Below are 23,040 nucleotides of genomic sequence, written 5' to 3'. Positions count from 1 at the left end.
CGTACGAAATGCTTGTACGAACGGGTGCGGCCGGATGACTCAGCCGAGGAGCCGGCCGAGAGGTCGGCCGAGGGGCCGGCGGGCGCTCGCCCGGACCGTCCGGGCCCGCCCGGAGCCGCTCCGTCCCCCGGCCTCCGGCCCTCCGCTCCCGCCTGGCCTACCCTGAACAGGTCACTCGCACCCCGAGTCCGAGATGTCGGAGAGGTCGGAGAAGTCGCAGGTCATGAGCGAACTGCCATACCCATACGAAGCCCAAGCCTCGCAGGCGCTGTTCGATCGTGCCGCGGCCGTCACCCCCGGTGGCGTGAATTCGCCGGTGCGTGCCTTCCGCGCCGTCGGGGGCACGCCCCGGTTCATGGTGTCCGGCACCGGCCCGTATCTGACCGATGCCGACGGGCGGGAGTACGTCGACCTGGTCTGCTCCTGGGGGCCGATGATCCTCGGGCACGCGCACCCCGAGGTGGTCGCCGCCGTGCAGGAGGCCGTCACGCGCGGAACCTCCTTCGGCACGCCCGGTGAGGGCGAGGTCGCGCTCGCCGAGGAGATGGTCGCCCGGGTCGAGCCGCTGGAGCAGGTCCGGCTGGTGTCCAGCGGCACCGAGGCCACCATGTCGGCCATCCGGCTCGCCCGCGGCTTCACGCGGCGTGCCAAGGTGATCAAGTTCGCCGGGTGCTACCACGGCCACGTCGACGCGCTGCTCGCCGCCGCGGGGTCGGGTCTCGCCACCTTCGCGCTGCCGGACACCCCCGGTGTCACCGGAGCCCAGGCCGGCGACACGATCGTCCTGCCGTACAACGACCTCGACGCCGTGCACACCGCCTTCGCCGCGCACCCCGGTGAGATCGCCTGCGTGATCACCGAGGCGTCCCCGGGCAACATGGGCGTCGTACCGCCGCTGCCCGGGTTCAACCAGGGGCTCAAGGACGCCTGCGCCGCGAACGGCGCGCTGTACATCTCCGACGAGGTGATGACCGGGTTCCGTACCAGCCGCGCCGGGTGGTACGGCGTCGACGGGGTGCGGCCCGACCTGATGACCTTCGGCAAGGTGATGGGCGGCGGCTTCCCGGCCGCGGCCTTCGGCGGGCGGGCCGACGTCATGGCCCACCTCGCCCCCGCCGGGCCCGTCTACCAGGCCGGCACCCTCTCCGGGAACCCCGTCGCCACTGCCGCCGGGCTCGCCCAGCTCCGGCTGCTCGACGCCGCCGCCTACGCCAAGGTCGACGCCGTCTCCGCGCGGATCCAGTCCCTCGTCACCGAGGCGCTGACCAAGGAGGGCGTGGCGCACACGCTGCAGAACGCCTCCAACATGTTCTCCGTGTTCTTCACCGATCGGCCGGTGCGCACCTACGAGGACGCCAAGGCGCAGGAGTCCTTCCGCTACACCGCCTTCTTCCACTCCCTCCTCGCGAACGGCGTCCACCTGCCGCCCTCGTCCTTCGAGGCCTGGTTCGTGTCCACCGCGCACGACGACCGGGCCGTCCAGCGGGTCGCCGACGCCCTCCCGGCGGCGGCCCGAGCGGCGGCGGAGGCGACGGCGTGAGCACCGGGAACAAGAACGACCTCACCGTCGTCCACCTGCTGCGGCACGGCGAGGTCGCCAACCCGGACGGAGTCCTCTACGGCCGACTCCCCGGCTACCAGCTCTCCGAGCTGGGCCGGCGGATGGCCGAACGGGTCGGCGAGCACCTCGCCTCCCGTGACGTCGTCCATGTCGGCGCCTCCCCGCTGGAGCGGGCGCAGGAGACGGCCCAGCCGATCGCCAAGGCGCACGGCCTGGACATCGCCACCGACGAGCGGCTGATCGAGGCCGAGAACGTCTTCCAGGGCAAGACCTTCGGGGTCGGCGACGGCGCGCTGCGCCGGCCCGAGAACTGGAAGCACCTCGTCAACCCGTTCAAGCCGTCCTGGGGCGAGCCGTACATCGAGCAGGTCGTCCGCATGATGGGCGCGCTGGACGCGGCCAGGGACGCGGCGCGCGGTCACGAGGCGGTGCTGGTCAGCCATCAGCTGCCGATCTGGATCGTGCGGTCCTACGTCGAGAAGCGGCGGCTGTGGCACGACCCGCGCAAGCGGCAGTGCACGCTGGCCTCGCTGACCACCTTCACCTACCGGGGCGACCGGATCGTCTCCGTCGGCTACAGCGAACCGGCCCGCGACCTCGTCCCCGCCCATCTCCTCGCCGGTGCCAAGCCGGTGAAGGGAAAGGGGAAAGCCTTCGGGGCCTAGGCCCCGGGGCGGGGTGGGTGCTCCGGCGGCCGCATGACACCCCCGTGACGATCGTTGCCAAACCTTCGCAATCCACGGGAACCCCCGTTCGCGTCACGTCCTCTGAAGGAGTGACCACCGGAGGACGTGACGATCGGGGATGTCATGCGCACTCTCACCCGCAGGGGAATGCTCGGGCTCGGTGCGGGGGCCGCCGCGGCGGTGTCGCTGGTCGGCTGCGGCGGCGCCACCGGCCCGGGCGGTGCGAGCCGTGCCGACGGTTCTGGCGGTGCGAGCCGTGCCGACGGTTCTGGCGGGGGCGGCCGTACGGGCACCCCCGAGCCGACGAAGACCGCCCGGCCGATCGGCGACGGCTCCACCGCCTTCACCGGCAAGCAGCCCCACCAGCCCGCCAGGCCGGTGCCGCTGGAGCCGGGCCAGGCCCCGCCGCAGTTCGTCGTCTTCTCCTGGGACGGGGCCGGCGAGGTCGGCAACGGACTCTTCCCGCGCTTCCTGGACCTCGCCGAGGAGCACGAAGCGCACATGACGTTCTTCCTCTCCGGGCTGTACCTGCTGCCCGAGTCGAAGAAGCGGCTGTACCACCCGCCGAACAACCCGCGCGGCGCCTCCGACATCGGCTACCTCACCGACGAGCACATCAAGGACACACTGAAGAACGTCCGCCGCGCCTGGCTCGAGGGCCACGAGATCGGTACCCACTTCAACGGCCACTTCTGCGCCGGCTCCGGCAGCGTCGGCAACTGGACGCCGAAGCAGTGGCGCAGCGAGATAGACCAGGCGAAGTCGTTCGTGAAGGAGTGGCGGACCAACTCCGGCTGGACCGATCTGCCGTCGCTGCCGTTCGACTACGACAAGGAACTCGTCGGCGGCCGCACGCCCTGTCTGCTCGGCCAGGACAACCTGCTGACCACCGCCCGCGAGCTCGGCTGGCGCTACGACGCCTCCTCGCCCGGCGGCCGTCAGGTCTGGCCGTCGAAGCGGGACGGCATCTGGGACCTTCCGCTGCAGCAGATACCTTTTCCCGGACGTTCCTTCGAGGTCCTGTCGATGGACTACAACATCCTCGCCAACCAGTCCGTCAACTCCACCAACGCGCCCGCCCACCACCACCCGGGCTGGCGCAAGCAGGCGGCCCAAGCGTACATATCGGGATTTGATCGGGCATACGAGACGAACCGGGCACCCTTCTTCGTGGGCAACCACTTCGAGCAGTGGAACGGCGGCATCTACATGGACGCGGTGGAGGAAGCCCTCAAGCACATCGCGCGGGCGAAGGAGAAGGGCGGTGACGTGCGCATCGTCTCCTTCCGGCAGTTCACCGACTGGCTGGACGCGCAACAGCCCGAGGTGCTGGAGCGGCTGCGCACCCTGGACGTCGGGCAGGAACCGGCCGGTGGCTGGCAGGGCTTCCTGAAGGACGCCGGCAGTACGGCAGGGACCGGGGAACCGAGCGGCGCCTGACGGGACATCCGAGCTGCGCCGATATGGCGGGTTTCCGTCCGCGAGGGGGGTGGGCGAGATCCCCGGAACGGACATGCGAAACTTTTCACATGAGTGCCGCCAGCCGTGCCCCCCAGCGCTCGAACCGCGCCCTCCGCGTCCGCCGCCGTGCCGTCCTGACCGCCGGCGCCGCCGTGGCCGCACTGCTGGTCTCCGCGTGCGGTTCCGGCGGAACGTCGGGCGGGGGCGGCAACACCAACTTCGTCGTCGGCCCCGACGGCATCTCCACCGTCGCCAAGGGCGAGCGTGTCGCCGCACCCGACCTGTCCGGAAAGACACTCGAGGGCGAGCACCTCGACGTCGCCGACTTCCAGGGCAAGGTCGTCGTCCTCAACGTCTGGGGCTCCTGGTGCAACCCGTGCCGCGCGGAGGCCAAGTACTTCGCCAAGGTGTCCGAGGAGTACGCCGACCAGGGCGTGCAGTTCGTCGGCATCAACACCCGCGACAGCAGCGCCGGCTCGGCGCTCGCCTTCGAGAAGGACTTCGGCATCACCTACCCGAGCCTGTACAACCCCACGGGCAAGCTGATGCTCCGCTTCGAGAAGGGCACCCTCAACCCGCAGGCGATCCCCTCCACCCTGATCCTGGACCGGGACGGGAAGATCGCGGCCCGCTCGCTGACCGCGCTCAGCGAGGAGCGGCTGCTGAAGATGCTCAAGCCGGTCGTCGCGGAGAAGTGACGTGACCACCCTCACCACGCTCGCCGCCGGCACGGGCGCCCTCGCCGCCGAGACGGGCTACAACGGCACGGTGCTCAACGGCGCCCTGCTGGTGGCACTGCCCATCGCCCTGCTCGGCGGGCTCGTCTCCTTCTTCTCGCCCTGCGTCCTGCCGCTGGTCCCCGGCTACCTCTCCTACGTCACCGGCGTGTCCGGCACCGACCTGGCCGAGGCCCGGCGCGGCCGGATGGTCGCCGGGGCCTCGCTGTTCGTCCTCGGCTTCACCGTCGTCTTCGTCTCCGGCGGGGCCTTCTTCGGCTACTTCGGGCAGACGCTGCAGGAACAGTCCGGCGTCCTGACCAAGGTGCTGGGCGTCTTCATGATCCTCATGGGTGTCTTCTTCATGGGGATGATGCCCTGGCTCACCCAGCGCGAGTTCCGCTTCCACAAGCGGCCGGCGGCCGGCCTGGCCGGCGCGCCCGTCCTCGGCGCCCTGTTCGGCATCGGCTGGACCCCCTGCATCGGCCCCACCCTCGCCTCCGTGCTGACGCTCTCCGCACAGCAGGAGAGCGCCGGACGCGGGGCCGTACTGACCGTCGCGTACTGTCTGGGACTGGGTCTGCCCTTCGTCCTCGCGGCTGTCGCCTTCCGCAAGGCGCTCGGTGCCTTCGGCTGGGTCAAGCGGCACTACGTCTGGGTCATGCGGGTCGGCGGCACGATGATGATCCTGACCGGAGTGCTGCTGCTCACCGGTGTGTGGGACAGCCTCGTGGTGCAGATGCAGACCTGGTCCAACGGCTTCACTGTGGGGATCTGACGGCGATGAGCACGACTTCCGAAACCGGATCCGAAGAAACCCCGGCGAGGCCCGAGGGAACCGCGGCCGACTCCGGGGCCCGCGACCAGGAGCTGGGCGCCGCCGGTTCCCAGCTGTCCACCGCGCCCAAGGAGGAGCTGCCGAACCTGCCCGCCCTGGGCGTCATCGGCTGGGCCCGCTGGTTCTGGCGGCAGCTCACGTCCATGCGGGTCGCGCTGCTGCTGCTGCTCCTGCTGTCGCTCGCCGCGATCCCCGGCTCGCTCATCCCGCAGACCGGCATCGACAAGACCCGGGTCGACGACTTCCGCGAGCAGCACGACGTCCTCGCGCCGATCTACGACAAGCTGGGCCTGTTCAACGTCTACAGCTCGGTGTGGTTCTCGGCGGTCTACATCCTGCTGTTCATCTCCCTCATCGGCTGCATCGTGCCCCGCACCTGGCAGTTCGTCGGCCAGCTGCGCGGCCGTCCGCCGGGCGCCCCCCGGCGGCTGACCCGGCTGCCCGCGTACACCACCTGGCGCACCGAGGCCGGGCCCGAGCAGGTCCGCGAAGCCGCCCTGGCCCTGCTGCGGAAGCGCCGCTTCCGCGCCCACCGGGCCGGTGACGCCGTCGCCGCCGAGAAGGGCTATCTGCGGGAGGTCGGCAACCTCGCCTTCCACATCGCCCTGATCGTGATGCTGATCGCCTTCGGCTGGGGCCAGTTGTTCAAGTCCGAGGGCAACAAGCTGATCGTCGAGGGCCAGGGCTTCGCCAACACGCTCTCGCAGTACGACGACTTCAAGTCCGGCAACCTCTTCGACGTCGCCGACCTGGAGCCGTTCAGCTTCCAGGTGAAGTCCTTCACCGGCACGTACGAGGCCACCGGCCCCAACAAGGGCACCCCGCGCGTCTACGAGACCGAGCTGATCTACAGCGAGGGCGCCTACGGCGAGGAGAAGAAGACCACCGTCGAGGTGAACAAGCCGCTGAAGATCGGCGACGCCAAGGTCTACCTCGTCAGCCACGGCTACGCGCCCGTCGTCACCGTCCGCGACGGCGAGGGCAAGGTCGTCTTCAAGGACGCCGTGCCGCTGCTGCCGCTCGACGCCAACGTCACCTCCTCCGGTGTGGTCAAGGTCCTCGACGGCTATCGCAACCCCGAGGGCAAGAAGGAGCAGCTCGGCTTCAACGCCTTCTTCGTGCCCACCTTCGGCGGCCCGGCCACCGGCACGATGCTCTCCCAGTTCCCGGCACTGAACTACCCGGTGCTCGCACTCTCCGCCTACCACGGCGACCTGAAGGCCGACGCCGGCATTCCGCAGAGCGTCTACCAGATGGACAAGACCAAGATGAAGGAGTTCAAGGACTCCGAGGGCGAGCTGTTCAAGAAGCTGCTGATGCCCGGCGAGACCATGACCCTCCCGGACGGTGCCGGCTCGGTCACCTTCGAGAAGGACGTCAAGGAGTGGGCGGGCTTCCAGGTCGTCCAGGAACCGGGCGGCGGCTGGGCCCTCGGTGGCTCCCTCTTCGCGATCGGTGGCCTCGCCTGCTCCCTGTTCATCCAGCGGCGCCGCGTGTGGGTGCGCGCGGTCGAGGGCCCCGACGGCGTCACCGTCGTCGAGATGGCTGGGCTCGGCCGCAGCGAGTCCGCCAAGGTGCCCGAGGAACTCGGCGACCTCGCCGGAATCCTCTACGACCGGGCTCCCGGCGTCCCCGACGCCGACCCCGACAGCGACCCCGCAGCATCCGCCGATTCCCCCGACCCCCAAGCCGCACCTGCCGAAGGGGCTGAGAAGCCGTGACTCTCGCCGCCGCAACCGATCTGGCCACCGCCACGAGCCTGGCCGCCGCGAACAACGAGAACCTCGCGGAGATCAGCAACGTGCTGATCTACTCCGCGATGGCGGTCTACACCCTGGCCTTCTTCGCGTACATCGCCGAATGGCTCTTCGGCAGCCGCAGCAAGGTCGCCCGCACCGCCGCCGCGCTCACCCCCCGGGCACAGGCGGCCGGGAAGGCGGCCGGGAAGGCACCCGCCGTCACCGTCGCCAAGGCGGGCGGCACCGGCGTACTGGAGCGACCGAAGGTCGTCGTACGGGCCGCGGCCGGCACGCGCGACGTGCCCGACGGGCCCGGGGCGCACGGCGGGGACGCACAGGGCGACCTCTACGGGCGCATCGCCATCTCCTTCACGGTGCTCGCCTTCGTGATCGAGTTCGGTGGTGTGCTCACCCGGGCGCTGTCCGTGCAGCGGGCGCCCTGGGGCAACATGTACGAGTTCAACATCACCTTCACCACCACCGCCGTCGGCGTGTACCTCCTGCTGCTGGCGCTGAAGAAGAACGTGCGCTGGCTCGGGCTGTTCCTGACCACCTCGGTGCTCCTCGATCTCGGTCTCGCCGTCACCGTCCTGTACACCGCCAGCGACCAGCTGGTTCCCGCCCTTCACTCGTACTGGCTCTACATCCACGTCTCCACCGCGATCCTGTGCGGCGCGGTGTTCTACGTCGGCGCGGTCGGCACGATCCTGTACCTGTTCAAGGACTCCTACGAGAGCAAGCTCGCGCGCGGCGGCAAGCCCGGCGGCTTCGCCACCTCCGTCATGGAGCGGCTGCCCGCCTCCGCCTCGCTCGACAAGTTCTCCTACCGCGTCAACGCGGCCGTCTTCCCGCTGTGGACGTTCACGATCATCGCGGGCGCCATCTGGGCCGGCAACGCCTGGGGCCGTTACTGGGGCTGGGACCCCAAGGAGACCTGGTCCTTCATCACCTGGGTCGCCTACGCCGGCTACCTGCACGCCCGTGCCACCGCCGGCTGGAAGGGCCGCAAGGCCGCCTACCTGGCGCTGGCCGCCTTCGGCTGCTGGCTGTTCAACTACTACGGCGTGAACATCTTCGTCTCCGGCAAGCACTCCTACGCCGATGTCGGCCTGGGCGTCCTGGCCTCCGTCGGCTTCTGAGCGACCTCGGCGCACCGCCCGCGAAGGCCGGTTCCCCCGACCCGATCTCCGGGTCGCGGGAACCGGCCTTCGTCACTTCCCGAGGTCTTCGAGGTCTTCGATGTCTCCGATGTCTTCGTGCCACAGCTGTGGATGCCGTTCGACGAAGTCCCGCATCATCGCGGCGCACTCCGGATCGTCCAGCAGTACGATCCGGACGCCGTGTTCGGCCAGCCAGTCGTGACCGCCGTGGAAGGTGACCGCCTCGCCGATCACCACCCGGGAGATACCGAACTGCCGGACCAGCCCGGAGCAGTACCAGCAGGGCGACAGGGTCGTCACCATCGTCGTACCGCGGTACGAGCGCTGCCGTCCCGCCGCCCGGAAGGCGGCCGTCTCCGCGTGCACGGACGGATCACCGTCCTGCACACGGCGGTTGCGGCCCCGGCCGAGCAGGGTCCCGTCGGCGCCGTACAGCGCGGCGCCGACGGGGACACCGCCCTCGGCGAGCCCCGCGCGGGCCTCCGCGAGGGCGGTGGCGAGCCAGGCACGGGCCGTTTCCCGATCGATCGACTCCATGGGGCCAGTCTCCCGCCCACCCGCGCGGTTCCCGCGAGCCCGCGCGGTTCTCACGGACGCCGGGGCGGTGGAACGGCGACCCCCGTCGGAGCCGCCGGACCGCCTCTGTAGCCTGGCTCGATCATCGCCGCGTGAGCGGCGGTTGGGCCCGGGTGGGAGGAACGTCATGGGTGCTGCTCCGGCGTTGGAGGAGCTGCGGGAGGTCTGCCAGCCGCAGGCCAAGCTGGCGAGCCGCAACGGCGAACACTGGGCGGGCCGCCTCTACATGCGCTGGATCTCGCTGCGCGCGACCCGCCAGCTGGTGCGCACCCCGGTCACCCCGGACCAGCTGACCTGGACGATGGTCGTGTGCGGGGTCGCCGCCGGCGCCGCGCTGATGATCCCCGGCCTGACCGGTGCGATCCTCGCCGTGGTCCTCATGCAGCTTTTCCTGCTCTTCGACTGCGTGGACGGCGAGGTCGCCCGCTGGAAGGGTCAGAACAGCGCGGCCGGCATCTACGTCGACCGGCTCGGCGCGTATCTCGCCGACGCGGCACTGCTGGCGGGCGCGGGCTACCGGGCCGCGGAGTCCGGCGTCGGCGGCTGGCTGTCGGTGGGCATCGCCACCGCCCTCGGGGTCGTCCTGCTCAAGGCCTCCACCGACCTCGTGGACGTCGCCCGCGCCCGGCGCGGACTGGCCGTCGCCGACGACGAGTCGACCCGCCCGCGCTCGCAGGGCGTGGCCACCGTGCGCCGGGTCGCCGCCGCCTTCAAGATCCACCGGGTGACCAACGGCATCGAGGCCTCCCTCGTCCTGCTGGTCGCGGCGGTCGCCGACGCGGTGACCGGCGGCATCGAGCCAACCCGCTGGGCGCTGGGCGCGCTGGCCGTGATCACCTGGCTGATGGTCCCGGCCCACCTGCTGTCGATCCTGTCCTCGTCGCGCCTGCGCTGACCTGCTCCGACTCGTCGAGGTCGACCGGCCCCGGGATGTCGAAGGCCGCGCCGAGCAGGTCGGCACGAACAGGCCGTCGTCACGGACGGACCGGGCCGTCCTGATGCGGGACTCCTGGATGTACGCAGGCGGCCGCGCGTCCTCCGGCAGCGCGGCCGCGATTTCCAGGGTCCTCGGACTGAGTGTCCACTCGACGAGCCGTCCCGGCCGGATTCCGCACCGCTGGATGTCGGTCATTCGCACGGGGGCGTCTCCGTTCGCAGCGGGGACAGACCCGATCAGGGGAATGCCGTTCCTGCGAGCGGATACGCGACGTGGCGGCGCTTTTCAGCGCGACGGATGGTGCCCCGAACTACGGTGCGAGGGGCGGCCTGATCCAGACGAAAGACCCTAGCCGTCCAATCCCTTGCCCTTGCCCTTGTCGTCCTTGCTGTCGTCTGCGTCCCCGTCCTTCTCCTCGTTCAGCGACTTGAGGAAGTCGGGGTTGTCGTCCGGGGCGACCCACTGCTGCCGCCCGCCGCCCCGGTTCCAGGCGGAACCGACCTGGCCGTCCGCGCCCCTCGGATGCCGCTTCTTGCCGGCGATGATCCACGAGAGGGAACCGACGAGCGGGAACAGCAGCACGAGGATCGCCCACAGCGGCTTGGGCATGTGACGAATGTCCTCATCCTGCGTGCTGATGCAGTCGATGAACGCATAGACGCTCAGCGCGAGGGGGACGAGGAACATCAGCACCCGGAGCATGGGCCTCTCCAGAGAAGGGGTCGTCGGGGACCTCGGCACAGTCACAGCCCCCAGGTACCTGGCAAGGGTAGCCGCTCGGGGATACTTGACCCCATGGCTTACGACGATCTTCGCTCCCTGCTGAGGGCCCTGGAGCGCGAGGGCGACCTCAAGCGCGTCAAGGCAGAGGTCGACCCGCATCTGGAGGTCGGTGAGATCGTCGACCGGGTGCAGAAGGCCGGCGGTCCCGCACTGCTCTTCGAGAACGTGCGCGGTTCGACCATGCCCCTCGCGATGAACGTGTACGGCACCGACCGCCGGCTGCTGAAGGCGCTCGGCCTGAAGTCGTACGGCGAGATCAGCGAGAAGATCGGCGGCCTGCTCAAGCCCGAGCTGCCGCAGGGCTTCATCGGCGTGCGCGAGGCGTTCGGCAAGCTCGGCGCGATGACCCACGTACCGCCGAAGAAGGTGAAGGACGCCCCGGTGCACGAGGTCGTCCTGCACGGCGACGACGTGGACCTCGACCAGCTCCCCGCCCTGTTCACCTGGCCCAAGGACGGCGGCTCCTTCTTCAACCTGGGCCTCACCCACACCAAGGACCCCGAGACGGGCATCCGCAACCTCGGCCTGTACCGGCTCCAGCGCCACGACAAGCGCACCATCGGCATGCACTGGCAGATCCACAAGGACAGCCGGAACCACTACCAGGTGGCGGCCCGGCGCGGTGAGCGGCTCCCGGTCGCCATCGCCTTCGGCTGCCCGCCCGCCGTGACGTACGCCTCCACCGCGCCGCTCCCCGGTGACATCGACGAGTACCTGTTCGCCGGGTTCGTGCAGGGCAGGCGGATCGAGATGGTCGACTGCAAGACGGTCCCGCTCCAGGTCCCGGCGCAGGCCGAGGTCGTCATCGAGGGCTGGCTGGAGCCGGGGGAGATGCTCCCCGAGGGCCCGTTCGGCGACCACACCGGCTTCTACACGCCGCAGGAACCGTTCCCCGCCCTGAAGATCGACTGCGTCACGATGCGCAAGCGCCCGCTGCTCCAGTCGATCGTGGTCGGCCGCCCGCCGACGGAGGACGGCCCGCTGGGCCGCGCCACCGAGCGCTTCTTCCTCCCCCTCCTCAAGATCATCATTCCGGACATCGTGGACTACCACCTCCCCGAGGCCGGCGGCTTCCACAACTGCGCGATCATCTCGATCGACAAGAAGTACCCGAAGCACGCGCAGAAGGTGATGCACGCGGTCTGGGGCGCCCACATGATGTCGCTGACCAAGCTGATCGTGGTCGTCGACTCCGACTGCGACGTGCACGACCTGCACGAGGTCGCCTGGCGCGCGCTCGGCAACACCGACTACGCCCGCGACCTCAGCCTCGTCGAAGGTCCCGTCGACCATCTCGACCACGCCTCCTACCAGCAGTTCTGGGGCGGCAAGGCGGGTATCGACGCGACGAAGAAGTGGCCCGAGGAGGGGTACACGCGCGACGGCGGCTGGCCCGACATGGTCGAGTCCGACCCGGCCACGGCGGCGCTGGTCGACCGTCGCTGGAAGGAATACGGACTGTGACGTCGGCCTCCGCCGCGCTCCCGCGGCAGCCGGGGCGCACCAGGGCGTTCCTGCGCCTGGTGATGATCGAGCACTCGGTCTTCGCCCTCCCCTTCGCCTACATCGCGGCCCTCACCGCGATGTACGAGTGGGACGGGAACATCCACTGGGCCGGCTGCTCCTGGTCACGGTCGCCATGGTCGGGCTGCGCACCTTCGCGATGGCCGCCAACCGGATCATCGACCGTGAGATAGACGCCCGTAACCCGCGCACCGCGCACCGCGAACTGGTCACCGGCGCGGTGTCGGTGAAGCACGCGTGGATCGGCGCGCTCATCGCCCTGGTGGTGTTCCTGGGCGCGGCGGCCCTGCTCAACCCGCTCTGCCTGGCTCTCGCGCCCCTCGCGGTCATCCCGATGGTGGTCTATCCGTACGGCAAGCGGTTCACCAACTTCCCGCAGGCCATCCTGGGCCTCGCCCAGGCCATCGGGCCGGTCGGCGGCTGGCTGGCGATCACCGGCGCCTGGTCCTGGGACGCGGTCGTCCTCGGCCTCGCGGTCGGCGTCTGGATCGGCGGCTTCGACCTGATCTACGCCTGCCAGGACGTCGACACCGACCGCGAGGTCGGCGTGAAGTCGGTCCCGGCCCGTTTCGGCGTCCCGGCCGCCATCTGGGGCGCCCGCGCCTGCCACGCCGTGACGACGGCCCTGTTCGTCTGGTACGCGGTCCTCACCGATGCGGGAGCCTTCTTCTGGCTCGGCCTCGTGATCGTCGCGGCGGCCTTCGTCTACGAGCACACCATCGTCCGCCCGAACGACCTGACCCGCCTGAACCGCGCCTTCTTCAGCGTCAACGGCTTCATCGGCATAGCGCTGTTCGTGTGCGCGCTGCTGGACCTGCTGGTGCGGGGGCTGACGGTGTAGCGGAGAGCTCGTAAGGAGCACGGCCCGGACAGGAGCAGGGGCCTTGCTGAAAAGCGTGAGCAGTCGGCCGGTGAGTCACATTGACGCTCAGATGAGCGGCATGTGGACAGTTATGGCCGGAGTGCTCACGCTCTTTCACGACGACAACGAGTTCTGCCCCGACCTGGCGGTCCTCCCGGCCGAGGCGGAGGAGGAGAACAGCGGCGCGTACCAGCCCGACCTGATCGAGTTCGTGGCCGAAGTGGTGTCGCCGAGCAGCATCCGCCGCGCCTACGAGGTGAAACCCGCTGGTGCGCCTCCCGCGGCCTCGCCAACCATCTGGTCTTCGACCCGTTCCGGGGCCACGTCGTCACCTTGTGGAACCCGGGCCCGGACGGCTACCGAGACCGCGACACCATTCCCCAGGGCCCTGGCCCCAAGGTCGACTCCCCGCTCGGCAAGCTGACGATCGCCACTGCCGCAGTCCCCGTGGACCCGAAGGCCCCGAGCCGGTCCTGAGCGCCCTGCGGGGCGTCCCGGGCAGGGGCCCGGCCTGCCGGAGCGGTGACCGGATCGAGCTGAGGGTGCCCGCCCGGCCGACCCGGCACGCGACTCTGCGGGATCAGTACGACGCCGAACGCCGGCCGGAGCGGTGCCCGGAGCAGTGCCTCGACCGCTGATCCCGAGCCCCGGAGGGCCCTGAGCCCCGGACGGCCCTGAGCCCCGGAACGTGTCCTCACCGGGCCGGGGAGGCCGCCTCACGCAATGAGCGCGTCTCGCGGGTCGGGCCGGCGGCGGAACAGGAAGGCCGCGGCCACGCCGGCCAGCAGGCCGATGAGGTGGCCCTGCCAGCTGACGCCGGTCTGCCCGGGGGCGATGCCCGCGAGGATCGAGCCGCCCCAGACCGCGCCGACCAGCACCCCGACGACGACGCCCATCGGCCGGCGTTCCACGAAGCCACTGCACAGCAGGAAGCCGAAGAGGCCGAAGATCAGGCCGGAGGCGCCCGCCGTGTTGGTGTGCGCCGGGGCTATGAGCCACACCCCCAGTCCGTCGGCAACGATGATCAGCGCGCACACGGCGGCGAACCGGCGCAGGCCGCCGAGGGCGGCGAGGAAGCCGAGCACCAGCAGCGGCACGCTGTTCGCCGCGACATGGGCGAAGCCGAAGTGGACGAAGGCGGAGGGGACGACGTCGACCAGCTCCGAGGTCGTGCGCGGCACGACACCGAAGTCGTCCAGGGCGTGGCCGGAGACCGTGTCGGCCACTTCCAGCAGCCACAGCAGCGCCACCCAGGCCGCCATCACCACGGCCGCCGTCTTCGCCCGCTCGCGTCCCGCCCACTGTGAACCGGTGTTGGACACGGCAACCCCCTCCGTCCGATCGTCCGCCTGGGGAACGGACCGGCCCCCTTGCCCGGTTCCCACCCCACCATGCCGGATAGGCTCGGTCTCGTGAACCACCTCAAGCTAGGAGAGACGACCCGAACGCCTTGGATCCTGGGGGTGTCCGGCGCTTCCGGCACGCCGTATGCGGCAGCCGTGCTGCGTGCGCTCCTCCAGACGGGAGAGAGTGTCGACCTCGTCGTGAGCCGCGCCTCGCGGCTCACCCTGCTGGACGAGACCGGCATCTCCTTCAGGGACGCCCACTGGCGCGACGACCTGCGGGAATGGCTGTCCCGGGGCGCGGACGGCAAGCCCGGCACCTTCGCCGTGGACCTCGACGGCGTACGGCACTGGGCCGCCGGCGACCTCGCGGCGGGCCCCTCCTCCGGCTCGTATCCGAGCAAGGGCATGCTGATCGTGCCCGCCTCCACGGCCTGTGTGGCCGGGGTGGCGCTCGGGCTGTCCAAGGACCTGTTGCAGCGGGCGGCGAGCGTGACCCTGAAGGAGAGGCGCAAGCTGGTCGTGGCCGTCCGGGAGACCCCGCTGAACGGCCAGACCCTGCGGCACCTGGTCACCCTCGACGACGCGGGCGCGGCCGTGGTGCCCGCCTCGCCGGGCTTCTACGCGGGCGCGACGCACATCCAGGACCTGGTGGACTTCGTCGCCGGACGCGTGCTCGAACGCGGCGGGCGTCGAACACCGGCTCTACCGCCGGTGGAAGGGCGAACTCGGCGGTGGATCCACGCGTACCGAATGAGCCCGTGGAGTCCGTCGAGCCCGTCGCGGCACCACCCGCACCACTACCGACAGCACCAGCAGCAGACCACCACCCGAACCACCTCTCGGCAAACTTCAGACTCTTCAGCGGAAGGCTTCGATCGCATGGACGCGGTGGACAGGCAGCTCATCCAGGCCCTGAGAGAGAACGGCCGGGCCTCCTACGCCGAGCTGGGGCGCCTCGTCGGACTGTCGGGCCCCAGCGTCACCGACCGCATCAACCGGCTGGAGGCGGCCGGCGTCATCACCGGCTACCGCGCCACCGTGGACGCCGCCTCGCTCGGCCTCGGGGTGACGGCCCTGGTCGGCATCTCGCTCTCCGACGCCGCCGACCACGAGGACGTGGCGCAGCGGCTGAAGGACCTGAGGGAGATCGAGGACTGCTGGTTCATCGCCGGTGAGGACTCCTACATGCTCAAGGTGCGGGCGACCGACGTGGACGGGCTGGAGCGGATCATCCGCCGGCTGTCCGGCACCAAGGGCGTCTCCCGGACCCGTACCACCATCGTGCTCTCCACGAAGTGGGAGAACCGCGTCGGTGAGCTGCCCGAAGAGGTTCATTAGCCGGGACGTTACGGTGGGCGGAGTCTGTCTCAGGAAAGAGGTATCGGCATGGACGTCGGGCTCAAGCGCGAGCTGGAGGAGAAGGTCCGCTCCGGTGAGCGGCTGTCCCGCGAGGACGGCATCGCGCTGTACGAGTCGGACGACCTGGCCTGGCTGGGCGGGCTGGCGCACGAGGTGCGGACGCGGAAGAACGGCGACGTCGTCCACTTCAACGTCAACCGCCACCTCAACATGACCAACGTGTGCACCGCCTCCTGCGCGTACTGCTCCTTCCAGCGCAAGCCGGGGGAGAAGGACGCGTACACGATGCGGATCGAGGAGGCGGTGAAGCTCGCGAAGGCGATGGAGGCGGAGAACCTCACCGAGCTGCACATCGTCAACGGGCTCCACCCGAACCTGCCGTGGCGCTACTACCCGCGCTCCCTGCGCGAGTTGAAGGCCGCGCTGCCGGACGTGTCCCTGAAGGCGTTCACCGCCACCGAGATCCACCACTTCGAGACCATCTCCGGGATGTCCGCCTCCGAGATCCTCGACGAACTGATCGACGCCGGGCTCGAGTCCCTCACCGGCGGCGGCGCGGAGATCTTCGACTGGGAGGTCCGGCAGCACATCGTCGACCACCGCACCCACTGGGAGGACTGGTCGAGGATCCACCGGCTGGCGCACGAGAAGGGGCTGAAGACGCCCTGCACCATGCTCTACGGCCACATCGAGGAGCCCCGCCACCGCGTCGACCACGTGCTGCGGCTGCGTGAGCTCCAGGACGAGACCGGCGGTTTCCAGGTCTTCATCCCGCTGCGCTACCAGCACGACTTCGTGGACATGAAGGACGGCAAGATCCGCAACCGCCTCCAGGCCAGGACGCAGATGGCGACCGGCGCCGAGGCGCTGAAGACGTTCGCCGTCTCCCGTCTCCTCTTCGACAACGTCCCGCACGTCAAGGTCTTCTGGGTGATGCACGGCGTCAACACCGCCCAGCTCGCCCTCCAGCACGGCGCGGACGACATGGACGGTTCCGTCGTCGAGTACAAGATCACCCATGACGCGGACGGCTTCGGCACGCCGGACAAGCTCACCCGCGAGGACCTGCTGGACCTGATCCGTGACGCCGGCTTCCGTCCGGTGGAGCGCAACACGCGGTACGAGATCATCCGCGAGTACGACGCCCCCGACCCCGCCCGCCGCGAGTCCCCGCAGCCGATGCGGGTCTGAGCGTGCGGTCCGGTGCGGGCCGGGCTGTGACACCGGCGGCGGGACGGGTACCCGTCCCGCATGGCCGCCGCCAAAGCACCCGAGGACGCCTACACCGCGCAACCCTTCCTCCCGGACCGCGGTGGTCTGCCCGCGCTGCGCCGGGCCGCCGCCGACTGCCGGGGCTGCCCGCTGCACCGGGACGCCACACAGACGGTCTTCGGTGCCGGGGCGGCGGACGCCCGGTTGATGCTGGTGGGTGAGCAACCCGGGGACCAGGAGGACCGGCAGGGCAGGCCGTTCGTCGGGCCCGCCGGGAAGCTGCTCGACCGGGCGCTGGCCGAGGCGGGGATCGATCCCGGCGAGGCGTACGTCACCAATGCGGTCAAGCACTTCAAGTTCACGCGGTCCGAGCCCCGCAAGCGCCGGATACACAAGGCGCCCTCCCCGCGCGAGATGACCGCCTGCGGGCCGTGGCTCGCCGCGGAGCTGGCGGTCGTCGAGCCGGAGCTGATCGTCCTCCTCGGCGCGACCGCCGGGAAGGCGCTGCTCGGCTCGTCCTTCCGGGTCACGCCGGTGCGCGGGACGGTGCTGGAGGAGGAGGTCCACGGCCGTCCCGAGCGGCTCGTCCCCACCGTGCATCCCTCGGCAGTGCTGCGGGCGGACGACCGGGAGGCGGCGTACCGGGGGCTGGTGGCGGACCTGAAAGTGGCGGCGGAAACACTCACGTAATGATTACCATCGCTGTATGCCCCTTACCTTCGCTCTCGACCCCGCAGTGACCCCTGGCCTCCGCGACGGAATCCTCGACCTGTGGGTCGACGTCACCGGCGCGGGAGGTGCCGTCGGCTTCGTGCCGCCGGTGACGCGGGACGAGGTCCGCCCGGAGCTGGTGCGGCAGTTCGTGGCGATGGCCGAGGAGCGGTCCCGGCTCCTCGTCGGGTACGACGAGGAGGGGCGGGTGGCCGCGACGGCGTTCCTCACCCTCAACACCCACCGCCTGATGACCCACTGGCTCTGGCTGTACACGGTGATGGTCCACCCCCGTCACCAGGGCAAGGGGTACGGCCGTGACCTGCTCGCCGCCGCGGAACGGGCCGCCCGCACCCTTCCCGGCATCGAGGGGATACGGCTCACCTGCCGCGGCGGGCTCGGCCTGGAGCGCTTCTACGGCTCCTGCGGCTACAAGGAGGTCGGCCGGATCCCCGGCGCGATCCGGGTGGCCCCGGGCGACGAGCGGGACGACGTGATCATGCTGCTGCCGCTGGCCTGACCTCCGGCCGATCCTGGGCGCACCCCGCCGGGGGTTTCCGGGGGCGGGCGTGCTTCACTGGAGGATGTCCCATTGGGATACGTTCTGACCGTTCGTCCGGGAGAGTGGATGAGATGCTCCGCTACACGTTGATGCGCTTCGGGATCTTCGTGGGCTGTCTCCTGGTCGTCTGGGGCCTCGTCTACTCCGGCCTCGCCCCGCGTGGCCTCGGCGATTCCAACGGTCTGTGGATCGTCCTGCTCGCCCTGGTGATCTCGGCCCCGATCAGCCTCGTCGTGCTGCGCAAGGAACGGGACCGGGCCTCGGAGCGGATCGTGCGGCGGGTCGACCGGGCGAAGGCCAACCTGGAGGCCAACCGCAACCAGGAGGACGTGGCCGACGACGCCGCCCGCACCCGGACGCAGCCCCAGAGCCAGCAGGGGCAGGAGCAGACCTCGTAGGCCGGTGAGTTCCCTCACGCGTCGCCGGCGGGCAAGGACCCTGTCCCCGGTGGGGCCGGGAGGGCGCCACGGGCCCGTAGGCTGATCCGTATGGGTGCCGTGAAGAGCAAGCGGATGCCGCGGGCGGTTCGCGAGCAGCAGATGCTGGACGCCGCCGTGCGGACCTTCGGCCGACGCGGATACATGGCCGCGTCGATGGACGAGATCGCCGAACTGGCGGGCGTGTCCAAGCCGTTGGTCTACCTGTATCTGAACTCTAAGGAAGACCTGTTCACCGCGTGCATCCGCCGTGAGGCGAAGGCCCTCGTCGAGGCGGTGCGCGTGGGCGCGAGTCCCGAGCTGCCCGCGGACCGCCAGCTCTGGTCGGGCCTGACGGCGTTCTTCACCCACACCGCGCGGCACCCGGACGCCTGGACCGTGCTGCACCTCCAGGCCCGCACGCACGGAGAGGTCTTCGCCGCCGAGGTCGCCGCGATGCGCGCGGAGATCGTGGCGTTCGTGACCGAGCTGATCCTCACCGCCGCCCGCGAAGCCGTCCCCCGAGCTCTCGGCTGCTCCCCCACTCCCGGCTCTGCTCGAGCGGGGGCACCCCCACGAGCAGGGGGGACCCCCACGAACCCCGACCTTCCCGAGAGCGAGGTCTCCGGGCTCGCGGAGGCCCTGGTCGGCGCCGCCGAGGCGCTCGCCGACTGGGCCAACGCCACCCCCGGCGTCACGGCCCGGCAGGCGTCGGCCACCCTGATGAACTTCTCCTGGGCGGGGTTGGGCGACCTGATGGCGGGCCGCCGCTGGTCACCGCCCGACGACGCCGGCGCCGGAGTCGATGTACCGGCCGGCCCGGTCGCTCACGCCGGGCGGACCTCCCCGGTCAGGTGAAGGCGGTCGCCGGGGCCGCGTAGCTCGAAGCACCCGCCCTGAGCCCCGTACGTCACCGCGCCCGGCAGCAGGACCGGCGCCTTGAATCCGGCGCGCACCCCCACCGCCTCCGGGAGTGGAGCCGCGTGCACCTCGGCGAGGTCCGGACGGCGCGTCCGGAAGCGGCCGGGCGCGGTGCCGGTGAAGCTCGGGCAGCGGTCGGCCATGTGCGACTCCCAGCGGGGTGTGAGGGCTCACTCACTACGGACACTTCGCTTACTCCAGAGTAAGGTTACCGAAGGTAAGGTCATGTTGCGGGGAGGGGTGGACCGAGTGGGGCCGAGAGCGGCGCCCTGAGGGCGGACAGGATCCGACGGTGATGCCGGAACGAACGTGAATTACCGTCAGGTAATCCCCGGCGTCGCACATCCCCGCCCTCGGACCCGCACGAACCCGCCACAGGCGGGCCGTACGATCCCGAGTCCGAACCGGTGGCGACTCCCGCCCCTCGGAGGAACCGAAGGCGCTGGAGTTGCCATGAGCACTGGAGAGTGCCGGTGAGCGCCTCGGCGCGCGAGGCGCGTACGTATCGCAGCAAGCAGTTCCGCCGCACGCCCGAGGAGTCGCCCGTGTCCGCTGTCCCTTCCGCCTCCGCATCCTCCGCCTTCTCCGCGGCCTCCCTCGCCTTCTCCGCCGCCACCGGTGACGCATACGGCGCCCCCGTCCTGGTCGAGCTGGAGACGCGGCGGCTGGACGGGGTCGTACGGGAGGCGGCGGTACCGCCGTTCGCGAAGCCCGTACGGCACGGATCGCTCGCCGACCTGCCCTTCGACAACGCGAAAGCGGCCCCGGGCACGGCGGTTCTGAGCCGCCGTACCGGGCGGGCCGGGGGCTCCGGGGACGGCAGCTGGACGGACGTGACGGCCGCCGAGTTCGCCGGCCAGGTCATGGCGGTGGCCAAGGGCCTCATCGCCGAGGGCCTGACCCCGGGCGACCGGGTCGCCGTCATGGCCCGCACCCTCTACGAGTGGACGGTCCTCGACTTCGCCGCGTGGGCGGCCGGACTGATCACCGTCCCCCTCTACCCCACGTCCTCCGCTTTCCAGGCCCGCTGGATCCTGTACGACTCGGGCGCCGCCGCCCTGATCACGGAAACGGCCGCCCAGGCCGCCGCCCTCGGCCCCGAACTGAAGCACCTCCCCGACCTTCGGCATGTGTGGGTCGTGGAGAAGGGCCACGTCGAACGGCTCGCGGAGGCCGGCCCGCACCTCCCTGACCAGGAGGTGGAGGTACGCCGCGGAGTCCTCGGCCCGGACAGCCTCGCCACCCTGGTCTACACCTCCGGCACCACCGGCCGCCCCAAGGGCTGCGCCCTCACCCACGGCAACTTCTTCGCCGCGGTGGACAACGCCATCGAGCTGCTCTACCCGGTCTTCAAGGCCCGGACCAGTGAAGAGGCCTCCGTCCTCCTCTTCCTCCCCATGTCCCACGTCTTCGGCCGCATGGTCGCCGTCGCCTGCATCCGGGCCCGGGTGCGGCTGGGCCACGCGCCGAGCCTGAAGGCCGAGGAACTGCTCGACGACCTGGCGAGCTTCCGGCCCACCTGCCTGCTGGCCATCCCGTACATGCTGGAGAAGATCTTCCACACCGCCCGCGCCAAGGCGGAGGCGGGCAGGCGGGCCCCCGCCTTCGACCGCGCGGCCTCGGTGGCACGCCGCTACGGAGAGGCGGTCGACGCCCGCCACACCGGTGCGGGCCACGGTCCGAGCGGCTCCCTGAAGATCGCCCGTGCCTTCTACGACCCGCTGGTCTACCGCCGTATCCGCAACGCCATGGGCGGCAGGGTCCGCTACGCCCTCTGCGGCGGCTCCCCGCTCGGCCGCCGCCTGGCGGCGTTCTACGCCGGCGCCGGCATCGAGATCTTCGAAGGCTACGGGCTCACCGAGACCACGGGCGCGTCCACGATCACGCCCCCGCTCCAGCCCCGCCTCGGCACGGTGGGCTGGCCGCTGCCCGGCACCAGGGTCCGTATCGCGGCGGACGGCGAGATCCTCGTCGCGGGCGAGCACGTACTGCGCGGCTACTGGGACCTCCAGGCCGGCGGAGTCGTCCCCGCGGCCCCCGACGGCTGGCTCGCGACGGGCGACATCGGCCGGCTGGACGACGAGGGCTACCTGATCATCACCGGCCGCAAGAAGGAAATGCTGATCACGGCGGGCGGCAAGAGCGTCGCCCCGGCCCCGCTGGAGAACTGGCTCCGCTCACACCCCCTGATCTCCCAGTGCGTGGTCCTGGGCGACGGCCGCCCCTACGTATCCGCGTTGATCACCCTGGACCCCGACGGGATCACCCACTGGCGCCGGATGAACGGCAAACACCCGGTCCCGGCCAAGCTCCTGGTGGACGACGAGGAACTGCGCGCGGTCCTGCAACGCGCGATCGACGAGGCCAACAAGATGCTCTCCCGCCCCGAGTCCATCCGCCGCTTCACCATCCTCCCCTTCGACTTCGGGGAGGACACGGGCCACCTGACCCCGTCCATGAAGCTGCGGCGCGACGTGATCCTCCGTGACTTCGCGGAGGAGGTGGAGAGGCTGTACAGGGGATAGGGGAGGGTGGAGAGGGAGGCGGCTCACGAGCAGCCGTCGGCGTGCGGGGTGCGGGCGATCAGGAACGCCTGGGGGGCCGACTCGCCCTGTGCCTCGTCCGCTGCGCGCTCGGAACGCAGGACGAGGGTGAATCCGGCCGCCTCCAGGACGTTCACCATCTGTTCCGGGCGGCGCCGCTGGAAGTCCAGGACGACCGGGTGCCCGAAAGGACGTTCCACGCGCAGGGCTTCCTCGCCGGCCTGGAAGGCGAGCAGCAGATACCCCCCGGGTGCCAGGATCCGGCGGAATCCGGCGAACAGGGCCGGCAGCTCGTCCTGCGGGGCATGGACGCTCGAGTACCAGGAGACGACGCCGGCCAGGGAGCCGTCGGGGAGGCCCGGCTCCCGCATCGAACCCTGCTCGAAACGCAGGCCCGGGTTCTCGCGGCGGGCGACCCCGAGCATCTGTTCCGACAGGTCGAGGCCGAAGACGTTCAGGCCGCAGGAGGCCAGGTGCGCCGTCGCCCATCCGGGGCCGCACCCCAGGTCGGCGACCTCACCGCCCGCCCCGACGAGCCCGGCGAACCCGGCCAGCAGCGCCAGGTCCAGCGGCCGGGCGGCGAAAGTGTCACGGAAGTGGTCGGCGTAGTCCTCGGCGATGGCGTCGTAGAAGGCACGAACGGTGTCGGTCATGGACGGGGAGCCTAGTGCCGTGACAGGGATGTGCGTGGCTCTGATGCGGGGAGCCGGGGAAAGGCAGGAGCCCCTTTCGCCTGACGGCGCGGGGCTCCTTGGGTACTGCTAGTCGTTCCCGGATCGGGGAGGATCAGACCGGGGTGACATTCTCCGCCTGCGGGCCCTTGGGACCCTGCGTGACGTCGAAGGACACCTGCTGGTTCTCCTCAAGGGAGCGGAAACCGCTCGCGTTGATCGCGGAGTAGTGGACGAAGACGTCGGGGCCGCCGCCTTCCTGGGCGATGAAACCAAAGCCCTTTTCGGCGTTGAACCACTTCACGGTTCCGGTAGCCATAAGCCCTCCTTGGGCCCAAAGGGTTGCCCTGCTCCAGAACCCAGCAAGTGTGAAGACCAATTCTGCACAATCGCATCCGTCTGAGAACGACGAGAGCCCGCGGTCACATGCTCCGCAGGCTCTGTACTGCAAGGGAA

23 protein-coding genes and 3 pseudogenes are annotated in these 23,040 nt (G+C 70.5%); 19 read left to right on the top strand and 7 right to left on the bottom strand.

The features are described 5' to 3' along the window. Positions 1 to 223: 223 nt before the first annotated feature. From hemL to ccsB, 7 genes are all read left to right on the top strand, one after another. Positions 224 to 1,540, top strand: coding sequence for a glutamate-1-semialdehyde 2,1-aminomutase (gene hemL / locus WJ438_RS17770; RefSeq protein WP_406726126.1), 1,317 nt, complete (start codon positions 224 to 226; stop codon positions 1,538 to 1,540). Further along, on the top strand, positions 1,537 to 2,226 hold the full coding sequence (locus WJ438_RS17765) for a histidine phosphatase family protein (RefSeq protein WP_406726125.1): 690 nt from the start codon (positions 1,537 to 1,539) through the stop codon (positions 2,224 to 2,226). The genes hemL and WJ438_RS17765 overlap by 4 nt, the downstream gene beginning before the upstream one ends. A 168-nt stretch (positions 2,227 to 2,394) precedes the next feature. Further along, positions 2,395 to 3,687, top strand: a complete 1,293-nt coding sequence (locus WJ438_RS17760) for a hypothetical protein (protein WP_406729721.1) — start codon at positions 2,395 to 2,397, stop codon at positions 3,685 to 3,687. An 89-nt stretch (positions 3,688 to 3,776) separates the two neighbouring features. Further along, positions 3,777 to 4,406 carry a TlpA family protein disulfide reductase gene (locus WJ438_RS17755; RefSeq protein ID WP_406726124.1) on the top strand — a complete coding sequence of 210 codons (630 nt, stop codon included), beginning with the start codon at positions 3,777 to 3,779 and terminating at the stop codon, positions 4,404 to 4,406. A gap of 1 nt (position 4,407) precedes the next feature. Further along, the gene (locus WJ438_RS17750) at positions 4,408 to 5,202 is read left to right on the top strand and encodes a cytochrome c biogenesis CcdA family protein (RefSeq protein ID WP_406726123.1); all 795 of its coding nucleotides are present in this window, start codon (positions 4,408 to 4,410) and stop codon (positions 5,200 to 5,202) included. A 5-nt stretch (positions 5,203 to 5,207) separates the two neighbouring features. Next, a complete protein-coding gene (locus WJ438_RS17745; protein WP_406726122.1) occupies positions 5,208 to 6,983 on the top strand; it encodes a cytochrome c biogenesis protein ResB in 1,776 nt (591 codons plus the stop codon). Beyond that, positions 6,980 to 8,140 carry a c-type cytochrome biogenesis protein CcsB gene (gene ccsB / locus WJ438_RS17740; protein WP_406726121.1) on the top strand — a complete coding sequence of 387 codons (1,161 nt, stop codon included), beginning with the start codon at positions 6,980 to 6,982 and terminating at the stop codon, positions 8,138 to 8,140. The genes WJ438_RS17745 and ccsB overlap by 4 nt, the downstream gene beginning before the upstream one ends. Before the next feature lie 72 nt (positions 8,141 to 8,212). Here ccsB and WJ438_RS17735 read toward each other — a convergent pair whose 3' ends face one another. Continuing rightward, positions 8,213 to 8,698 (bottom strand): nucleoside deaminase, encoded by a 486-nt coding sequence (locus tag WJ438_RS17735; protein WP_406726120.1) that lies wholly within the window; start codon positions 8,696 to 8,698, stop codon positions 8,213 to 8,215. Between the two features lie 166 nt (positions 8,699 to 8,864). On the opposite strand from WJ438_RS17735, the gene WJ438_RS17730 reads away from it, so the two are divergent. Then, positions 8,865 to 9,632 (top strand): CDP-alcohol phosphatidyltransferase family protein, encoded by a 768-nt coding sequence (locus tag WJ438_RS17730; protein ID WP_406726119.1) that lies wholly within the window; start codon positions 8,865 to 8,867, stop codon positions 9,630 to 9,632. A 13-nt stretch (positions 9,633 to 9,645) separates the two neighbouring features. On the opposite strand, the pseudogene WJ438_RS17725 reads toward WJ438_RS17730, so the two are convergent. Both WJ438_RS17725 and WJ438_RS17720 read right to left on the bottom strand, forming a co-directional pair. Further along, positions 9,646 to 9,875, bottom strand: a pseudogene (locus tag WJ438_RS17725) (acyltransferase papA2); the annotation flags it as partial. A 147-nt stretch (positions 9,876 to 10,022) separates the two neighbouring features. Then, positions 10,023 to 10,376 (bottom strand): PLD nuclease N-terminal domain-containing protein, encoded by a 354-nt coding sequence (locus WJ438_RS17720; RefSeq protein ID WP_406726118.1) that lies wholly within the window; start codon positions 10,374 to 10,376, stop codon positions 10,023 to 10,025. A gap of 93 nt (positions 10,377 to 10,469) precedes the next feature. On the opposite strand from WJ438_RS17720, the gene WJ438_RS17715 reads away from it, so the two are divergent. From WJ438_RS17715 to WJ438_RS17705, 3 genes and pseudogenes are all read left to right on the top strand, one after another. After that, positions 10,470 to 11,921, top strand: coding sequence for a menaquinone biosynthesis decarboxylase (locus WJ438_RS17715; protein WP_406726117.1), 1,452 nt, complete (start codon positions 10,470 to 10,472; stop codon positions 11,919 to 11,921). Continuing rightward, positions 11,918 to 12,822 (top strand): annotated as a pseudogene (mqnP, locus tag WJ438_RS17710) (menaquinone biosynthesis prenyltransferase MqnP). Before WJ438_RS17715 ends, mqnP begins: the two are co-directional and overlap by 4 nt. A 121-nt stretch (positions 12,823 to 12,943) precedes the next feature. Then, complete coding sequence (locus WJ438_RS17705) at positions 12,944 to 13,267, top strand: hypothetical protein (protein WP_406726116.1); 324 nt, start codon at positions 12,944 to 12,946, stop codon at positions 13,265 to 13,267. 292 nt (positions 13,268 to 13,559) lie between these two features. Here WJ438_RS17705 and WJ438_RS17700 read toward each other — a convergent pair whose 3' ends face one another. Then, positions 13,560 to 14,165 (bottom strand): rhomboid family intramembrane serine protease, encoded by a 606-nt coding sequence (locus WJ438_RS17700; RefSeq protein WP_406726115.1) that lies wholly within the window; start codon positions 14,163 to 14,165, stop codon positions 13,560 to 13,562. Positions 14,166 to 14,234: 69 nt separating this feature from the next. On the opposite strand from WJ438_RS17700, the pseudogene WJ438_RS17695 reads away from it, so the two are divergent. From WJ438_RS17695 to WJ438_RS17665, 7 genes and pseudogenes are all read left to right on the top strand, one after another. Beyond that, positions 14,235 to 14,943, top strand: a pseudogene (locus WJ438_RS17695) (UbiX family flavin prenyltransferase). Next, the gene (locus WJ438_RS17690) at positions 14,940 to 15,527 is read left to right on the top strand and encodes an Lrp/AsnC family transcriptional regulator (RefSeq protein WP_406726114.1); all 588 of its coding nucleotides are present in this window, start codon (positions 14,940 to 14,942) and stop codon (positions 15,525 to 15,527) included. The pseudogene WJ438_RS17695 and the gene WJ438_RS17690 overlap by 4 nt, the downstream one beginning before the upstream one ends. 48 nt (positions 15,528 to 15,575) lie before the next feature. Continuing rightward, positions 15,576 to 16,739 carry an aminofutalosine synthase MqnE gene (gene mqnE, locus WJ438_RS17685; protein WP_406726113.1) on the top strand — a complete coding sequence of 388 codons (1,164 nt, stop codon included), beginning with the start codon at positions 15,576 to 15,578 and terminating at the stop codon, positions 16,737 to 16,739. Between the two features lie 60 nt (positions 16,740 to 16,799). Continuing rightward, positions 16,800 to 17,450, top strand: coding sequence for a UdgX family uracil-DNA binding protein (locus tag WJ438_RS17680; RefSeq protein WP_406726112.1), 651 nt, complete (start codon positions 16,800 to 16,802; stop codon positions 17,448 to 17,450). Between the two features lie 16 nt (positions 17,451 to 17,466). Continuing rightward, positions 17,467 to 17,991 carry an N-acetyltransferase family protein gene (locus WJ438_RS17675; RefSeq protein WP_406726111.1) on the top strand — a complete coding sequence of 175 codons (525 nt, stop codon included), beginning with the start codon at positions 17,467 to 17,469 and terminating at the stop codon, positions 17,989 to 17,991. A 113-nt stretch (positions 17,992 to 18,104) separates the two neighbouring features. Beyond that, entirely contained in the window at positions 18,105 to 18,431 is a 327-nt protein-coding gene (locus WJ438_RS17670) for a DUF4229 domain-containing protein (protein WP_406726110.1), read from the top strand. Between the two features lie 90 nt (positions 18,432 to 18,521). After that, entirely contained in the window at positions 18,522 to 19,307 is a 786-nt protein-coding gene (locus WJ438_RS17665; protein WP_406726109.1) for a TetR/AcrR family transcriptional regulator, read from the top strand. Here WJ438_RS17665 and WJ438_RS17660 read toward each other — a convergent pair. Next, positions 19,277 to 19,513, bottom strand: coding sequence for a hypothetical protein (locus WJ438_RS17660; protein ID WP_406726108.1), 237 nt, complete (start codon positions 19,511 to 19,513; stop codon positions 19,277 to 19,279). The genes WJ438_RS17665 and WJ438_RS17660 overlap by 31 nt on opposite strands. A gap of 402 nt (positions 19,514 to 19,915) precedes the next feature. Between WJ438_RS17660 and WJ438_RS17655 the strand changes: the two genes are divergently transcribed. Beyond that, on the top strand, positions 19,916 to 21,895 hold the full coding sequence (locus WJ438_RS17655) for an AMP-dependent synthetase/ligase (protein WP_406729720.1): 1,980 nt from the start codon (positions 19,916 to 19,918) through the stop codon (positions 21,893 to 21,895). Between the two features lie 23 nt (positions 21,896 to 21,918). On the opposite strand, the gene WJ438_RS17650 is transcribed toward WJ438_RS17655, so the two are convergent. Further along, positions 21,919 to 22,566, bottom strand: a complete 648-nt coding sequence (locus tag WJ438_RS17650) for a class I SAM-dependent DNA methyltransferase (RefSeq protein WP_406726107.1) — start codon at positions 22,564 to 22,566, stop codon at positions 21,919 to 21,921. A gap of 133 nt (positions 22,567 to 22,699) precedes the next feature. After that, positions 22,700 to 22,903 (bottom strand): cold-shock protein, encoded by a 204-nt coding sequence (locus tag WJ438_RS17645; RefSeq protein ID WP_003992177.1) that lies wholly within the window; start codon positions 22,901 to 22,903, stop codon positions 22,700 to 22,702. Between the last annotated feature and the right edge of the window lie 137 nt (positions 22,904 to 23,040).

Source organism: Streptomyces sp. GD-15H (assembly GCF_045291515.1).
GTDB lineage: Bacteria > Actinomycetota > Actinomycetes > Streptomycetales > Streptomycetaceae > Streptomyces.
The sequence above is the reverse complement of the archived record's forward strand: the minus strand, read 5'-3'. Positions and strand labels throughout refer to the sequence as shown.